Raw genomic sequence first — 18088 nt, forward strand, 5'->3', positions numbered from 1 at the left:
GGCCGGCGTCTGCCGGGGGCCCACGTCCCCCGCGGCCACGGGGGGGGCGCCGCCACGGTGTGACTGGTTCCGGGCCCCGGCCCGTTCACGGCGGCGACGGCCGCACGGGCCGCCGGGAAGGGCGGATCAGCAGGGGACGAGGCCCACGTACCTGTCCGCGCTCCAGATGGCCTCGCTGGTCACGACCTTCTCGCCCGGCGCCAGGACGTGGCACTTGTCCGGGATGAAGGTCTTGCCGCCCTTGGTGTACTCGGCGTTCACCCGCTGGGTCGTGGAACAGCCGTTGGTGATCTCGACCCCGACGGTGACCAGGAGGAACGGCTTGCCCGTGACGCACGTGGGCACGGCGGCGGACGCCCCCGCCCCGGCCGCCTGCGCGGAGACCTGCGCGGCGCCGGCGAGCACGAGTCCGGCCGCCGCGGCCCCGATGACACGGGTGATTCTCTTCATGCGGAATACCTCCTGAATTGCCGACGGGATTTCCTGTGCCGCCGGACGGCCCGCCCGGCGGCGTATTTCATTCAATCGGCCCGTTCGCGGCCGGCCCAGCCCGTATCAACGAATTCGCTGTGGACCGTGCGGCCGGAAAGGGACGCGTTCAGCCGCGTCCGCAGTACCGGCAGCGGCCCCGCCGGCGCAGGTGGTACCCGTAGGTCGCCACGCCCAGCGCCGCTCCCCACACCGCCCAGAAGACCGCCGGGCCGAGCGTCCCCCACATGCCCGCGTCGTAGTCGCGGGCCGCCATCAGACCGGCCGGTACCAGCACCACGGCCACGATCGACGCCGGCACGACGGCCGTCGCCGGGTGCACCGGCCGGCCGCGCTTGAACCAGACCCAGCGCGGCCAGACCTCGCCCCAGTGGCCGACCAGCCCGTGCATCAGCAGACTGCCCAAGGTGGACACCACGCCCAGCGCCAGCCCCATGTCCAGCATGTGCGGGGTGTCCTGCATGTCCTTGAGGAACGCGCGGGTGATGCCGAGCGGCCAGCCGAAGTACCAGGCGATGCGCGTGATGTCGTAGGGCAGGGTGGACAGCACCGCCACCCGCACCGCCCACCGGCCCCAGCGCAGCGCCGCCGCCGGGTCGGTCCAGCCCGCCGCCGCCCGCTCGCCGCGCCCGCAGTGCACACAGCTCCCGCCGGTGCGGCGCTGGTAGGCCACGGTCGTGGCCAGCCACAGCAGTCCGCCGAAGAAGACGATGATCAGGTTGATGCGGTGCCAGTAGAGGATGTCGCCCAGCTCCTGCGGCCCGGGAACGCCGGTGAAGACGAACACCAGCAGCGCGGGCGAGAAGACGAGCAGCCCGAGCAGCGAGTAGTCCGGGACCAGGAAGGTGAGCGCGACGCCGGCCGTCCAGCCGAAGGCCAGCAGCGCCGTGCGCGCCCGGCCCGCGCACCGGCCGCGGACCATCAGCATCCCGGCCAGCACGCCCGCGGCGCCGAACGCCGCCATCACGGGAGCCACGACCGAGGCGCTGCTCGGCTCCAGGATCGACGAGGAGGACCGGTCCTCGATCGTCCTGGCGAAGGGGTAGCCGTCGCCGCCCAGGGCCCAGTACAGACCGGCCAGCCCGTACGCGAGCGACCAGAGGACCACCAGGCGCCCCGACCAGTCGGGCCACCGCCGCCACCAGCGGCGGCGCGGTCCGGTGTCCGCGGGCTTGCCGGGCGCCGCCGGGGCCGGTTCTTCTCCGAGGGCTGTGTCGGCCATGGAGCATTCCTCTCCTCACCGCTCGGTCGCGGCGACGGGGTCTGTGCGGACGGGAGTTCGTGGCGTCGGCCCGGGCTGGCGCGCCGCGGTCGCGGGCACGTCCGCCGATCGGCTCAGGCCTGCCCGGGCGCGGGCGCACGGGAAAGAGGCGGCCCCGGACCCGGCGGGGGATTGCGGGCCCGAGGCCGCCGGCCTGGTGGACAGCGCAGTCGGTGGGATCAGGAACCGGTGGGGACGCGGAGTCCGTGTGACGGACGCCCGGTTCGCGCTCCGCGCGTTCGCCGGGCCGCTGACGCGGGCCGCGGGCGCGTTCCGGGACCGTCAGCGCGAGCCGCGGCCGCAGCGCTTGCAGGCGCCGCGCCGGCGGAAGTAGTAGGCGAGCGTGGCGGCCGCCAGGGCGATGCCCCACACCGGCCAGATCGTCTCGGGCACGGTGGCGCCCCAGTTGTGCTTCGGGTCGTCGAAGGCGCCCTGGAAGTGCAACCGGATGTACATGATCCCGGCGGTCGTCACCATCACGGCGACGAGTGAGGCGGGCACGATGGCCAGGGCCGGCGGCACCCGCCTGCCCCGCAGCCCGATCATCCAGCGCGGGAAGACCTCGCCCCAGCGCTGCACCAGGCCGAGGGTGAGCAGCGAGCCGAGGGCGCCCATCGTGGCGAGGGCGGCGCCGAACAGCCACAGATGGTCCCGCTTGCCCTCCTGCCAGAGCTTGTCGGAGATGCCGAGCGGGTACCCCAGGGCCCAGGCCCACCGGGTGCTGGCGTACACCAGCGGCACCACGACGGCCGTGTACGCCGCTTTCCTGCCCCAGCGGGCGGCGGCGGCCGGCGAGGTCCAGCCGGCGCCCGAGTCGGTGCGCCCGCAGCTGACGCAGGCGCCGGTGATCCGGCGCTGGTAGGCCACGGCGGACATCGTCATGAGGCCTACGGCGACCACCGCGAACACCTGGTTGATCACCGTCCAGTTGATGGCCGAGAACCTCAGCATGAAGACGTAGGCGAGGTTGCCCAGGATGCGGAAGTCGGCGAGGGTGCCCAGCACCGCCGCGACGGCCAGCGCGGTGACGCCGAGCAGCACCGGGGCCGGGACCCGGCGGCGGCCGGGCAGCGCCAGCAGCAGGGCCACGGCGGCGCACAGCAGGAAACCGGCCGCCAGCCAGGGCGCCAGCTGTGCGCGGCCGATGTGCTCGAAGGCCGAGTACTCGGGGTTGGCGTCGTCGGCGCCGAAGGGGAACCCCCTGCCGCCCAGCGCCCAGTAGAGCTGTGCGAGGCCGTAGCCGATCAGGGCGAGGAAGGCCGCCCAGCCGACGGGGACCCGCGGCGTGTGCGCCGGATGCCGGTGTTCCGGCGGCGCGCCACGCCCGGCCCGTGGTGAGGGCGCGTTCCGGGTCGTCCGTGTCATGGCGCCTGCCTCCTTCGGTGTCCGGTGACCAGCATGGCCCGCGGCCGGGGGCCGCCACATCTGCCGATCGGCAGATCCCGCGCACCCTCCGGGCCGCCGAAGGGCCCGGCCCCGCCGGCCGTGAGCAGGCGGGGCCGGGCCCGGTGGGGCGGCGGGGCCGGTTCAGCCGCGGGCGGCGCGGAGCCGTTCCTGGAGCAGGCGGCCGACCTCGGCGACGGGGCCGGCCTGCAGCAGCTGCCGGTGCTCGCAGTCGATCTCGGCGACCTCCACGGCGCCGGTGACGAAACGGCTGAGCCGGGCCACCGAGCGCTCGGTCTTGTCCCCCGGGCCGTCCTCCTCCCGGGTGGCGACGATCAGGAGCACGTTCCCGTCGAAGACCCCGGGTTCGTAACCGATCGTCAGGTTCCAGTTGTTGTTGTTGACCGCGCCGATCCGCAGGATGTGCTCCTCGTCGAACGTCGCGAGCGCGCTGCCCTCCTCGCGCAGCACGGCCATGACCTCGTCGTGCCGCAGCGGGCCGTCCCCGAACGTCCGGACGTCGCGCCCCACGAAGTCCAGCAGGGCGAGCAGCACCTTCTGCTCGTCGGCGGCGACGTACTCGCCGTCCAGTTCCTCGGCGGTCATCGGCACCTGGTCCAGGTTGGCGAGCAGCGCGACCCGCTCCCCCTGCCGCTGGAGCCGGACGGCCACCTCGTGGGCGAGGATCGCGCCCATGGACCAGCCGGCCAGGTGATAGGGGCCGTGGGGCTGGACCTCGCGGATGCGGCGCGCGTAGTCCTCGGCCATCTCCGGCACCGAGCCCGGCAGCGGCTCCTCACGGGCGAGGCCCCGCGACTGGATGCCGTACAGGGGGTGGGCGCCGTCGATGTGGCGCATCAGACCGGAGTACATCCAGCTGACCCCGCCCACCGGGTGCAGGCAGAACAGCGGGGGCGCCTCTCCCCCGGCGCGCAGCGGGAGGACGACGTCGAAGGACTCGTCCCGGGTGCCGCCCTCGTCCAGCAGGTCCATCAGCGCGGCCACGGTGGGGGCCTGGAAGACCGCCCGGTTGGACAGCTCCACCCCGAAGACGGCGCGCACCCGGCTGGTGAGCTGGAGGGAGACGATGCTGTCGCCGCCCAGTTCGAAGAAGTTGTCGTCGATGCCGACGCGGTCCAGCTTGAGCAGTTCGGCCCACAGCCTGCACAGCAGTTCCTCGCGTGGGTTGCGCGGTCCGCGTCCCGCGGCCGAGGGGCCGAAGTCGGGAGCGGGCAGCGCCTTGCGGTCGATCTTCCCGTTGGCGGTGAGCGGCAGCTCGGCCAGGGGGACGACGGCGGAGGGGACCATGTAGTCCGGCAGCCGCCGCGCCAGCCGCTCGCGCAGGCCCGCGGTGTCCGCGCCGGGCGCCGGGACGACGTAGGCCACCAGCTTCTTGCTGCCCGGCCGGTCCTCGAGGACGGTCACCAGACTCCGGGACACCTGCGGCTGGGCCTCCAGGGCCGCCTCGATCTCGCCGAGTTCGATGCGCAGGCCGCGGATCTTGACCTGGTGGTCGGCCCGGCCCACGAACTCGATGCGGCCCTGGGCGTCCCAGCGCACCACGTCCCCGGTCCGGTACATCCGCTCCCCGGGCGCCCCGGACGGGTCGGCCACGAAGCGTTCCGCGGTCAGCCGCGGCAGCCCGAAGTAGCCGCGGGCCGTGCCCGTGCCGGCCAGGTACAGCTCGCCCGGCACACCGGGCGGCACCGGGCGCAGCCGGTCGTCCAGGACGTGGGCGCGCGTGTTGTCCATGGGGCGCCCGATCGGGACCGTGCGGCCGACGCGGTACGGGGCGTCCAGCGGCACACAGGTGGCGAAGACCGTGGTCTCGGTGGGGCCGTAGACGTGCACCACCGACGTGTCCGGGCAGGCGTCCAGCACGCGTTGGAACGCGGCGGGCGACACCTGTTCGCCGCCGGTCCAGATCTCGGCGAGCGGGGCGAAGCAGCCCGGGTCCTCCTCGGCGAGCAGGTTGAACAGGGCCGTGGTCATGAAGGCCGCCGTGACGCCGCCGGGCGCGGTGAGCCGGCGCAGCCCGGCCGCGTCCAGCTGTCCGGGCGGCGCCACGACGATCTCGCCGCCGCGCAGCAGGGTGGCCCAGATCTCGTACGTCGAGGCGTCGAAGGCGTGCGGCGAGTGCAGTAGCACCCGGTCGTGGCCCTCGCGCCAGCGGCCGTCCGCGGCGAGCGCGACGACGTTGGCGTGGGTGATCCCGATGCCCTTGGGCTGCCCGGTCGAGCCGGAGGTGTACATGACGTACGCCAGCTCACCGGGGTGGAGGCGGGGGCGCGGCGGCGTGCGGTCGCCGGCCGGGGCCGGGTCCGCCTCGGCGTCGACGACGACCACCTCGGCGGTGTGCCGGAACTCCACCCCGGCCAGGGCGCGGTCGGTCAGCAGCACCCGGGCGCCGGTCCGCTCCATCACGAGTTCGAGCCGGGAGACCGGATAGCGCACGTCCAACGGCACGTACGCCGCGCCGGCCTTGAGGACGGCGAGGGTCGCGACCACCAGCTCCGCCGAGCGCTCCTGGAGGATCGCCACCCGGTCCCCCGGCTCCACGCCGGCGTCGGCGAGCCGCAGGGCGAGCCGGTCGGCCCGTGCGTCCAGCTCGGCGTAGCCGAGGCGGACCGGGCCGTCGGTGACGGCCGGGGCGTCGGGCCGCTCGGCCACCCGTTCGGCGAACAGCGACACGATCGTGCCGTCCGGGACGTCGGCCGCGGTGTCGTTGGCCTCCCGCAGCAGCGCGTGCTCGCTCGGCCCGAGCAGGTCGAGGGCGGCGACCGCGCGGTCCGGGTCGGCCACGGCCCCGGTCAGCAGCCGGGTCAGCCGGTCGGCCAGCGACTCGGCCGTGGCCTGGTCGAACAGGGCGCTGTTGTACTCGAGTTCGCCACCGAGTCCGGCGGTTCCGGTCTCCCGCGGCACCTCGCCGAAGGCGAAGGACAGGTCGAACTTGGCGATGTCCGCCGACGTCGGCTGGGGCGCCAGGGTGAGGCCGGGCAGCTCCAGCCGCGCCTCCTCGTTGTTCTCCAGGCTGATGGCCACCTGGAACAGGGGGTTGCGGCCCAGCACCCGGGTCGGGCCGAGTTCGTCCACCAGTCGTTCGAAGGGGACGTCCTGGTGGCTGAAGGCGGCCAGGTCGGCGGCCCGGACCCGGTCGAGCAGCTCCCGGAAGGTGGGCTCCCCGGTCAGGTCGGTGCGCAGGACCAGGGTGTTGACGAAGAAGCCCACCAGGTCCTCCAGCGACTCGTCGCCGCGGCCCGCGACCACCGTTCCCAGCGGAACGTCCGGTCCGGCGCCGAGTCGGTGCAGCAGGGCGGCCACGGCGGCGTGCAGCACCATGAACAGGCTCGCCCCGCTCTGCGCGGCCAGCCGGTGCACCCCCTCGGCGACCTCGTCGGGCAGGCGCAGCGGGACCCGGCCGCCGCGGTTGTCGGGCCGGGCCGGACGCGGGCGGTCGGCGGGCAGTTCCAGCTCCTCCGGCAGTCCGGCCAGGGCCGAGCGCCAGTACGCCAGCTGCCGTGCGAACGGGCTGTCCGGGTCGCCGTCCCGGCCGAGGACGCGCTGCTGCCACAGGGCGTAGTCGGCGTACTGGACCGGCAGTCCGGCGAGTTCGGGCGCCCGGCCCTCGCGGCGGGCCGCGTAGGCGGCGCCGAGGTCGCGGGCGAGCGGGGCCAGCGAGGAGCCGTCGGCCGCGATGTGGTGCAGCACCAGCGCCAGTACGTGCTCGCGCGGCGACAGGCGCAGCAGGCGGGCCCGCAGCGGGAGGTCCGCGGACAGGTCGAACGGCGTGCGCGCCAGCTCGCCCAGCGAGTCCTCCAGCTCCTCCTCGGTGACGGTGGCCTCCTCCAGTACGGGCCGGTGGCCGGCGGCGTCGAGGACCCGCTGGTACGGGGCGCCGCCGTCGGCGGGGAAGACCGTGCGCAGGCTCTCGTGGCGCTCCACGACGTCGGCGAGGGCCGCCGCCATGGCCCGCGGGTCCACCTCTCCGAGCAGCCGGACGGCCAGCTGGATGTTGTAGAACCCGGCGGTGTCCTCCACCGAGTCGATGAACCACAGCCTGCGCTGCTGGTGCGACAGCGGGACGCGCTCCGGGCGCTCGGCCGGGGCCAGGCGCTGTCGGGCGGTCTCGGCGACGGAGAGCCGGGCGGCCAGGGCGGCGACCGTGGGCGCCTCGAAGACGGCGCGCACCGGGATCTCGACGCCGAGGGCGCCGCGGATCCGGTTGACCAGCCGGGTGGCCAGCAGGGAGTGGCCGCCGAGGTCGAAGAAGCCGTCGTCGATGCCGATCCCCGGGGTGCCGAGGACGTCGGCGAACAGGTCGCACAGCGTCTTCTCCCGCTCGTCGCGCGGGGCGCGGTGCTCGGTGGCCGCGGCGGGGCCGGGCGCGGGCAGCGCCCTGCGGTCGACCTTGCCGTTGCCGGTCAGCGGCAGCGCGTCGAGGACGACCAGTGCCGAGGGCACCATGTAGTCGGGCAGTTCGGTGCCGAGGTACTGCTTCAGCTCCCCGGTGTCGACGCCTTCGGCGGCGACCAGGTAGCCGACCAGGCGCTTGTCGCCCGGCCGGTCCTCGCGGACGACGACCGCGGCCCGGGTGACGGCCGGGTGGCGGGCGAGCCGGTCCTCGATCTCGCCGGGCTCGATCCGGAAGCCGCGCAGCTTGACCTGCTGGTCGGCGCGGCCGGCGAACTCCACCACGCCCTCGCCGGTCCACCGGGCCAGGTCGCCGGTGCGGTACAGCCGGGAGCCGGCCGGGCCGAACGGGTCGGCCACGAAGCGGGCGGCGGTGGCCGCGGGCTGTCCGCCGTAGCCGCGGGCGAGGCCGGCGCCGCCTATGTACAGCTCGCCGACGACCCCGGCCGGGACCGGGCGCAGCGCGGCGTCCAGGACGTACACGCGCATGTTGTCCAGGGGCCGGCCGATGGGGACGCGGGCCGGGACGGGTTCCGCCGGGGACAGGGCGTGGGACAGGGCGAAGGTGGTCGTCTCGGTCGGCCCGTAGCCGTCCACGACGACGGTGTCCGGGCAGGCCTCGCGCACCCGGCGCACGGCGGCCGCGGGTACCGCGTCGCCGCCGGTCCAGACCTCCCGCACCCCGGCCAGGCTCCCCGGAGCCTCGTCGGCGAGCAGGCCGAACAGACCGGCGGTGAGCCACAGTCCGGTGACGTCGTGCTCGGCCAGGAGGCGCCCCAGGCGGGCCACGTCCAGGTCGGCGGGCGGTGCCACGACGACCGCGCCGCCGTTCAGCAGGGGCACCCACAGCTCGTAGGTGGAGGCGTCGAACGCGGTCGGCGAGTGCAGGAGGACCCGGGCGTGCGCGCCGCCCCGCCAGCGCCGGTCCGCGGCCAGTTCCACGACGTCCTGGTGGGTGATCTCGACGCCCTTGGGCACACCCGTCGATCCGGAGGTGTACATGACGTAGGCGAGCTGGTCCGGCAGGACCCTGGTCCGGGGCGGGTCGGCGGGAAGGTCCTCGTGGGCGCCGACGACGGCGGCGCCGAGTTGTCCCGCCCGGTCGGCCAGGGCGCCGTCGGTGACGACGACCGCGGCACCGGTGCCGGCCAGCACGTGGCGCAGCCGGGCTGCCGGGTCGCCGGTGCGCAGGGGGACGTACGCCCCGCCCGCCTTGAGGATCGCGAGCAGCGCCACGGGCAGGTCGGCCGAACGCTCCATGAGGACGGCCACCGGCGTCTCGGCGCCGACGCCCTGCGCGGCCAGCCGGCCCGCGAGCCGGTCGGAGCGCTCGTCCAGGGTGCGGTAGTCCAGGCGCCGGCCGCCGAAGACGACGGCCGGGGCGTCGGGGGTGCGCCGGGCCTGTTCCCGGAACAGCTCGGGCACGGAGGTGTGCGGTACGGCATGCTCCGTGTCGTTCCACCGCACCAGCAGGGTGTCCCGTTCGGCGGGGGTCAGGACGTCGAGGGAGTCGACCCGGCGGCCGGGGTCCTCGCCGAAGGCCTCCAGCACGCCCAGCAGCCGCTGCGCGAGCGCGTGGACGGTGCCGTGGTCGAACAGGTCGGGCCGGTAGTCGAGGCGCAGGGAGACGGTGGCGCCGTGGTCCGAGGCGCCGAGGGCCAGCGGATAGTGGGTGCCGTCCTCGACCCGCGCGTCGACGATGCCGAGTCCCTCGGCGGTCTCCTCCAGCCGTTCCGCGTCGACCGGGTAGTTGCCGAACTCGGTGGAGGTGTCGAAGAGCGCGGCGGTCCCGCACAGGCGCTGGATGTCGGTCAGCCCGAGGTACTTGTGCGGCAGCAGCGCGTACTGCTGCTCCTGGAGCCGGGTGACCAGGTCCAACAGCGTGTCCCCGCGTTCGGCGCGCACACGTACCGGGAGCGTGTTGATGAACAGGCCCACCATGGTCTCCACGCCGGGCAGTTCGGCGGGGCGGCCGTTGACGGTCTCACCGAAGAGGACGTCGTCGCGGCCGGTGAGCCCGGCCAGCACCAGTCCCCAGGCGGCCTGGATCACCGTGTTCTTGGTGACGCCGTGCCGGCGGGCCGCCGCGGTGAGGGCGGCCGTGCCGCGGGCCGGCAGCCGGACCTCGTGGACGAGGGGCCGCAGGGGGCCGCGGGCCGGGTCGGCGGGCGCCACCAGGGTGGGCTCGTCCACCCCGGCCAGCGCCTGCCGCCAGGCGTCCTCGGCGGCGGCACGGTCCTGTCCGGCGAGCCAGGCCAGGTACTCCCTGTACGGCGTCACCGGTGGCAGCGCCGAGTCGTCCCCGCCGCTCCGGTAGAGCTCGAACAGCTCGCCGAACAGGACCGGTCCCGACCAGCCGTCGAACAGGATGTGATGGCTGGCCAGCAGCACCCGGTGGTCCTCGGGGCCGGTCCGTATCAGTGTGAAGCGCAGCAGCGGCGGGGTGCGCGGGTCGAACCGCTCGGCGGGCGCCGCCTCGGTCAGCCGCCGCAGTTCGCCGGCGCGCTCCTCCTCCGCGAGGCCGCTGAGGTCCACCTCGCGCCAGGGCACCTCGACGGTCCGGGGGATGATCTGCAGGGACTGGCCCGCGGCGCCGGGCCGGAAGGCCGCCCGCAGGTTGGGGTGCCGGCGCAGCAGGGCCTCGGCGGCCCGGCGCAGCCGGTCCGCCTCCAGCGGTCCGCGCAGGTCGAAGGCGAACAGCGTGGTGTAGATGTCGGCGCCGCGCTCGTCGTAGAGCCCGTGGAAGAGCAGGCCCTCCTGCAGCGGGGAGAGCGGCAGGACGTCGGCCAGGCCGTCGGAGGCGGCCTCCAGCCGGTCGATCTCGTCCTGGCCGAGGCTGACCAGGGTGAGGTCGGAGGGGGTGAGCCCGCCGGCCGTCCCGGCCCGTTCGGCGTGCTCGACCAGGGCCTTGAGGGCCCGGAACCAGCCGTCGGCCAGGTCGCGCACGTCGTCGTCCGCGAACAGCTCGCCGGCCCAGATCCAGTGGGCGACCAGCCGGGGGCCTTCGGGGTAGGCGACGGCGGTGGCGGTGAGGTCCAGGGCGTGCGGCAACGGCATGGCGGCCTCGGCGACACCGGACAGGTCGCGGTTGACGCGCGGCACGCCGGGCTCGGTGCCGTCGTCGGCGGCGCCGAGCCGGCCCAGGTAGTTGAAGCCGATCTGGGGCTGCGCGCAACGGCCGAGGACCTGTGCGGTCTGCGGGTTGAGGTGGCGCAGCAGGCCGTAGCCGACGCCGTGGTCGGGCAGGGCGCGCAGTTGCTCCTTGACCTGTTTGAGCGCCCGTCCGGCGGCCGCACCGCCGGACCACACCTCCGCGGAGGGCTCGCCGGCGTCCAGGCGCAGCGGGTGCAGGCTGGTGAACCAGCCCACCGTGCGGGACAGGTCCACGCCCGCGGCGATCTCCTCGCGCCCGTGGCCCTCGAGGTCGACGAGGACGTCGGTGCCCGAGCCGCGTCCGGTGCGCCGGCGCCAGTCGGCGACGGCCAGCGCGAGCGCGGTCAGCAGCACGTCGTTGATCCCGGCGTTGAACAGGGTGGGGACACGGCCGAGGAGCGGTGCGGTCAGGTCGGCCGGCAGCTGCACGGTCAGCTGCGCGGCGGTACCGAAGGTGTCCCGCGCCGCGTCCAGCGGGCGGGGGGTGAGCAGCGGATCGGCGCCCTCCAGGATGCCGCGCCACAGCGGCAGTTCCGCCATCCGCTCCGGGGCGGCGGCCAGTTCGGTCAGCTGCCGGGCCCAACTGCGGAAGGAGGTGCCGACGGGTTCCAGGGCGACGGGGCGGCCGGCCCGCACCGCCTCCAGCGCGGTGTCCAGGTCGGGCAGCAGGATCCGCCAGGACACGCCGTCGACCACCAGGTGGTGGGCGACGACGGTGAGCCGCCCCGGGGCGCCGGGGCCCGCGTCGAACCAGACGCAGCGCACCATGGCCCCGGCCTCGGGGTCCAGCCGTTCCTGGGCGGCGGTGATCTCGGCGGCGGCGCGCGCGTCGAGCTCGGCCTCCCCGGCGCCCGTCGCGAGCAGGGCCGCGACGTCCACCCGGTGGACGCAGTCCTCGGCGCGCACGGCGCCGGGCGCGGCCGTGCGCAGCGACCAGCCGAAGTCCTCGCCGAGCCGCGACAGCGTCATCCGCAGCGCGTCGTGGTGGTCGAGCACCGCCTGCAGGGCGGCGGTGAGGGCGGCGGCGTCGGTGCCCGGCGCCAGCTCCGTCGACATGGTCTGGTTGAACCGGTCGATGGAGCCGCCGCGTTCGCGGACCCAGTGGATGATCGGCGTCAGCGGCACCTCCCCCACGCCGTCCCCGGTCTCCGCCGGGGCGGCGGGGGTCTCCCGTCCCCGCTCCAGCAGCAGTTCGGCCAGCGCCTGCGGGGTGCGGTGCACGAACACGTCGCGGGGGCTGAAGCGGAGTCCTTCGCGGCGGGCGCGGCCGACCAGCTGGATGGAGCTGATGCTGTCGCCGCCGGCGGCGAAGAAGCTCTCGGCGACATCGACCCGTTCGACGCCGAGCACGTCGGCGAACAGGGCGCACAGCGTCGCCTCCGTCTCGTTGAGCGGCTCGCGGGACGGCTCGGCGACGCCGGTCTCCGGCTCGGGCAGCGCCTTGCGGTCCAGCTTGCCGTTGACCGTCAGCGGCAGGGCGTCGAGCGGGACGAACAGGGCGGGCACCATGTGTGCGGGCAGCGCGGCGGCCACGTGCTCGGTCAGGGCGTCCGGGTCGGGCCGGCGGCCGGGGGCGCCGACCACGTAGGCGATCAGGCGCTTGGTGCCGGGCGGGGCCTCGTGGACCAGGACGACGGCCCGGTCCACGTCGGGGTGGCGGGCCAGGACGGTCTGGATCTCTCCCAGCTCGATGCGCACCCCGCGGATCTTCACCTGCTGGTCGTCGCGGCCGACGAACTCCAGCGTGCCGTCGGCGCGGCGGCGGACCACGTCCCCGGTGCGGTACATGCGCCCGCCGGGCGTCCCGTAGGGGTCGGCGACGAACCGCTCGGAGGTGAGCGCGGGACGGTCGAGGTAGCCACGGGCCAGCGCACCGCCGGCGAGGTACAGCTCGCCGGGCACGCCGGGCGGCGTCAGGCGCAGCGCGGCGTCCAGGACGTAGGCGCGGCTGCCGGGGACCGGCCGGCCGATGGGCGGTGTGCCGCCGCCCGGGGCGAGCGGTTCGGACAGGGTGGTGGCCACGGTCGCCTCGGTGGGGCCGTAGGCGACGACGAAGCGCCGCCCCGGGCTCCAGGCGTCCACGAGTTCGGCGGAGACGGCGTCGCCGCCGACGGCCAGGCTGCGCACGCCGGGCACGGACCCGGGCGCCACGGTGGCGAGGACGGCGGGCTGGATCTGCAGGTGCGTGACCTCGCGGGCGGCGAGGAGTCCGGCCAGCGGCTCGCCGGCCAGCGGGCCGGGCTCGGGCACCACCAGGGTGGCGCCGGCGAGGAGCGACATGCACAGTTCCATCACCGAGGCGTCGAAGCTCGGCGAGGCGTACTGCAGCACCCGGCTGCCGGGCGTGACGTCGAAGCGCTCGCGCTCGGCGGCGGCGAAGTCGGCGAGTCCGCGGTGGGTGACGACGACGCCCTTGGGCACTCCGGTGGAACCGGAGGTGTAGATGACGTAGGCCGGGTGGTCCACGCTGAGCGGGACGACGCGGTCGGCGTCGGCGGGGGCGGCGCCCGGCAGCGCGGCGAGCCGCGCGGCGACCTCCGGGTCGTCCAGGACGGTGACCGGCACCGCCGCGTCCTCCGGTACGGCGGCGCGGTGGGCGGTGGTGGTCAGGACGGCGCCCGGGCGGGCGTCGCGGAACATGAAGGCGGTGCGCTCGGCCGGGTAGTCGGGGTCCACCGGCAGGTAGGCGGCGCCGGCCTTGAGCACCGCGAGCTGGGCGACGACCGACTCCACCGACCGCCCCAGGACCAGGGCGACGGTGCGCTCCGGCCCGGCCCCCTGGGCGATCAGCAGCCGGGCCAGGCGGTTGGCCCGCTCGTCCAGCTCCGCGTACGTCAGCCGCAGACCGGGTGCGTCCAGGGCCACGGCGTGCGGGGCGCGGGCGACCCGGGCGGCGAACAGGGCGGGCAGCGTGGCGGGTTCCACGGCCGCGCCGGCAAGGTGGCCGGAGGCGGTCATGGCGTCCCGCTCGGCCGCCGAGACGAGTTCCAGGGCGGCCAGCGGACGGGTGGGGTCGGTGACGAAGGTCTCCAGGACGCGCAGCACGCGCTCGCCGACCGCCTGGACGGCCGCTCGGGTGAGCAGGTCGGGCCGGTACTGCCACTGCACGGTCATCCGGTCGCCGCGCTGCGCCACGCCCAGGGCGAGCGGGTAGTGCATGGCGTCGTGCACCCGGGCGTCGACGACGCCGAGATCCCGTGCGGAGCTCTCCAGGTTCTCGACGTCCACGGGATAGTTCTCGAACACCAGCACGGTGTCGAAGAGTTCGCCCGTCCCCGCGAGCCGCTGCACGTCGGCGAGTCCCAGGTGCTGGTGGGCCAGCAGCCGGGACTGCTGGGTCTGCACCCGGGACAGCAGGCCGAGCAGGGAGTCGTCGGGGCGCGGGGTGATCCGCACCGGCAGGGTGTTGATGAACAGGCCGACCATCTTCTCCACGCCGGGCAGCTCCGGCGGACGGCCGGAGACGGTGGCGCCGAAGACCACGTCCGTGCGCCCGGTGAGCGCGCCGAGCACGATGCCCCACGCCCCCTGCACCAGGGTGTTGACGGTCAGTCCCCGCTCCCGGGCCCCTGCCACCAGCCGCGCGGCGAGGTCCTCGGGCAGTTCGACGAGCAGCCGCTCGGGGGCGACCGGGTCGCGGTCCTGGGCCTCGGTCGCGAGCAGCGTGGGCTCGTCGACGCCGGCCAGGGCGGTGCGCCAGGCCTCTTCGGACGCTCGCCGGTCCTGGGCCGCCAGCCAGCCGAGGTAGTCCTTGTACGGCACGGGTGCGGGCAGCCCGGAGGCGTCGGCGTCGCGCGCGTACAGGTCGAACAGCTCGCCGATGACCAAGGGCATGGACCAGCCGTCCAGCACGATGTGGTGCACGGTGAGCACGAAGCGGTGCCGCTGCCCGCCGACCCGGACCAGGGTGCAGCGCAGCAGGGGCGGGGCACCGAGGTCGAAACGGCGGGCGCGGTCGGCGGCGAGCAGTGCTTCCAGCTCCTTCTCCAGCGCTGCGCCGGAGAGGTGGCTCAGGTCGACCTCCTCCCACGGCAGCTCCGCCTGCGCCGGGACGACCTGGAGGGGCTCGCCGTCCGCGCCGGTGACGAAGCAGGCGCGCAGGTTGTCGTGCCGGGCCAGCAGGGCGCGCACCGAGCGGCGCAGCACCGCCGGGTCCAGCGGGCCGTCGAGGTCGAGCGCCGACTGGACGGTGTAGACGTCCGGCGCGGCGGTGTCGAACAGACCGTGGAAGTGCAGTCCGCGCTGCAGTGGGGAGAGCGGCAGCACGTCGGCGACCCGGCCGAAGGTGTCCTCCAGCCGGTCGATCTCCGGCTGAGCGACGCTCACCAGGGGCAGGTCGGAGGGGGTGAGGCCGCCGGCCCCGGGCCGGTCGGCGAGGTCGGCGAGGTCCTGCAGCGCCTCGAACCACAGACGGGCGACCGCACGGACCTCCTCCTCGGCGAGCAGCGGCCCGGACCAGGTCCAGGACGCGGTGAGCCGGACGCCGCCGGGGTGGTCGACGGCGGCGGCGTTCAGCTCCAGGGTGTACGCGAGCGGCATGCCGGCATCACCGGCACCGGTGAGGTCGCGCACCCGCACGGTCTCGGCGGCGGCCGTGTCGGCGGCGTCGGCGGCGCCCATGCGGCCGAGGTAGTTGAAGCCGATCTGCGGTTCGGGCAGGGCCGCCAGCTCCGGCCCGGTGGCCGGGTTGAGGTGCCGCAGCAGCCCGTAACCGATCCCCTTGTCGGGAACGGCCCGCAACTGCTCCTTCACCCGCTTCAGCGAAGCCCCGGCGTCACCGTCCTCAGGACCCGGATCGACCGCCACCGGATACAGACTGGTGAACCAGCCCACCGTCCGCGACAGATCCACGCCCGGCACGATCTCCTCACGGCCATGCCCCTCCAGCCCCACCAGCACCGCACTGCCCGCACCACGGCCCCGCTCCCGCCGCCAGCGCGCCACCGCCGACCCCAGGGCCGTCAGCAGCACCTCCTCCACGCCCGCGTTGAACAACGCGGGAACCGTGCCCAGCAGGCGCGCGGTGGCCTCGGCCGGCAAGGTGGCGGTCAGCTGACGGGCGACGCCGAGCACGTCCCGCTCGGGGTCGGTACGCCGGTCGGCGAGCAGCGGGTCCTCGGTGGCCAGCACCGAGCGCCACAGCGGCAGTTCGGCTGTGCGGCGCTCCGCCAGCGCCTCCCTGGCCAGCTCCGCCGACCAGCGGCGGAAGGAGGTGCCGACCGGCTCCAGCCGGACGGGTCCGCCGGCGTCGAGCGCGGTGAACGCGGCTTCCAGGTCGGGCAGCAGGATGCGCCAGGAGACGCCGTCGACGGCGAGGTGGTGGACGACCAGAGCCAACCGGCCCTCGGCGTCCGGTCCCGCGTCGAACCAGACCGCCTGCACCATCCGGCCCTCGGCCGGTGCCAGGCGCGCCGTCGCGGCCCGCACCTGCTCGGCCTCGTCGTCGCCGGCCGCGGCGCGGCGTACGCAGTCCTCGGCGCGGACCGCGCCCCGCTCGACGGCCTCCAGCGTCCAGCGGCCCTCCACGGTGCGGCCGAGCCTGAGGCGCAGCGCGTCGTGGTGGTCGAGCAGCGCCTGGAGCGCCGCGGCGACCCGGGCCTCGTCGAGGCCGGCGGGCACGGGCACGGTCAGCGTCTGGTTGAAGGCGTCGACGGGGCCGCCGCGGGCCAGCTGCCAGTGCATGATCGGGGTCAGCGGCACCGGGCCGGTCCCGTCGTCCGGTTCGGGGCGCGCGGGGCCGACGGCCGGTGCGGCCGCGGCGAGCGCGGCGAGCCGGGCGACCGTGCGGTGCTCGAAGATCTCCCGCAGGCTCAGCGCGACGCCCTCCTTGCGGGCGCGGTGGGCCAGCTGGATGGAGCTGATGGAGTCGCCGCCGCGCTCGAAGAAGCTGTCGTCGCGCGCGACGGACTCGACGCCGAGCACCTCGGCGAACAGGCGGGCGAGCAGTTCCTCGCGCTCGCCGTGCGGGCCGCCGCCGGCGGTCCGCACGGCGGCGTCGGCCGTGGCGCCGGTCCCGGGCCCGTCCGCCGGGGCCGGGCGGGACAGCAGGCGTTCGCGGTCGGCGTCGGTGAACAGGTGCAGGGAGCCGACCGCCCGGTCCGGGTCGGCGGCGAACGCCGCCAGGACGGCGAGCAGCCGGTCCAGCACGGCCCGGCCTGCGCCCTCGGCGAACAGGTCGGGGCGGTGGTCGAGGCGTACGGTCATGCGCTCGCCGCGCACGGTGCCCTCGAGGTTGAGGGCGTAGTGCGTGGCGTCGCGGGTGGTGGCGGCGACGGCGCCGATGCCCTCGGCGGAACTCTGCAGGCTGTCGGTGTCGATCGGGTAGTTGGCGAAGATCGTGATGGCGTCGAAGAGGGCTCCGCCGCCGACGAGCTGCTGGATCTCGGCGAGGCCGAGGTGCTTGTGGGCGAGGAGTTCGGCCTGGCCGTCCTGCAGCAGCCGCGCCTGCTCCCCCAGGGTGAGCGCGGCGTCCAGGCGCAGCCGCACCGGCAGGGTGTTGATGAACAGGCCGACCATCTTCTCCACGCCGGGCAGCTCCGGCGGACGGCCCGACACGGTCTCGCCGAAGACCACGTCGTCACGGCCCGTCAGGGAGCCCAGCACCAGCGCCCAGGCCGTCTGGAAGACGCTGTTGGGGGTCAGTCCCAGGGCCCGGGCGCGCTCCACGAGCGCGGTGGCCAGGGCCGGGTCCACGTCCTCGATCAGGGACTCGGGCAGCGCGGCGCCGGTGGCCGGTCCCGCGACCAGGGTGGGCCGGGCGCCGGCGAGCGCCCCCTTCCAGGCGCGTTCGGCCGCCTCCCGGTCCTGGCCCGCCAGCCAGCCGAGGTAGTCCCTGTACGGGGTGACGGGCGGCAGCCGGTCGATGTCCCCGCCGGCGAGGTAGAGCTCCATCAGCTCGCCGAGGACCAGGGGCATGGACCACCCGTCGAGCAGGATGTGGTGCGCGGTGAAGACGAACCGGTACTCCCGCTCGGCCAGCCTGACCAGGGAGAACCTCAGCGGGGGCCGGGAGAGGTCGAAGCGGCGGGTGCGGTCCCGGTCGAGCAGCCGCTCCAGCTCCCGGGTGCGCCGCGGCTCGGGAAGCCCGCTGAGGTCGGTCTCGGACCAGTCGGGTTCGGCCTCGCGCAGGATGACCTGGACCGGCTCTCCCGAGGCGCGGTTGCGGAACGAGGCGCGCAGGTTGTCGTGCCTGCCGAGGACGGCCGCCACGGCGCCGCGCAGGGCGGCCGGGTCGAGGTCGCGGCGCAGGTCGAGCGCCATCTGGATGACGTAGACGTCATCACCGCGGTCGGTCCCGGCGGCGTCGGCGCCCTCGTACAGGGCGTGGAAGAGCATGCCCTTCTGAAGCGGGGACAGCGGCCAGATGTCGACGAATCCAGGCTTCGTCACCTT

Annotated in this window: 4 protein-coding genes; all 4 read right to left on the minus strand. The window is 75.3% G+C overall.

The window, feature by feature from the left end; all coding sequences use genetic code 11:
* Positions 1-126 precede the first annotated feature (126 nt).
* Entirely contained in the window at positions 127-450 is a 324-nt protein-coding gene (locus tag AB0N63_RS33715; protein WP_365535317.1) for a hypothetical protein, read from the minus strand.
* Between the two features lie 148 nt (positions 451-598).
* Positions 599-1711, minus strand: a complete 1113-nt coding sequence (locus tag AB0N63_RS33720) for an NYN domain-containing protein (RefSeq protein ID WP_365535320.1) — start codon at positions 1709-1711, stop codon at positions 599-601.
* A 321-nt stretch (positions 1712-2032) separates the two neighbouring features.
* Positions 2033-3115 (minus strand): hypothetical protein, encoded by a 1083-nt coding sequence (locus AB0N63_RS33725; RefSeq protein ID WP_365535323.1) that lies wholly within the window; start codon positions 3113-3115, stop codon positions 2033-2035.
* Between the two features lie 162 nt (positions 3116-3277).
* On the minus strand, positions 3278-18085 hold the full coding sequence (locus AB0N63_RS33730) for an amino acid adenylation domain-containing protein (protein ID WP_365535324.1): 14808 nt from the start codon (positions 18083-18085) through the stop codon (positions 3278-3280).
* Positions 18086-18088: the final 3 nt, after the last annotated feature.

It is taken from the genome of Streptomyces sp. NPDC093260 (assembly GCF_040683715.1).
In the GTDB taxonomy this organism is placed as follows: Bacteria; Actinomycetota; Actinomycetes; order Streptomycetales; family Streptomycetaceae; genus Streptomyces; species Streptomyces sennicomposti.

Coding starts and splice junctions, on each gene's coding strand:
- AB0N63_RS33725 (WP_365535323.1), bottom strand. CDS start 3,115: ATGACACGGACGACCCGGAACGCGCCCTCACCACGGGCCGGGCGTGGC.
- AB0N63_RS33720 (WP_365535320.1), bottom strand. CDS start 1,711: ATGGCCGACACAGCCCTCGGAGAAGAACCGGCCCCGGCGGCGCCCGGC.
- AB0N63_RS33715 (WP_365535317.1), bottom strand. CDS start 450: ATGAAGAGAATCACCCGTGTCATCGGGGCCGCGGCGGCCGGACTCGTG.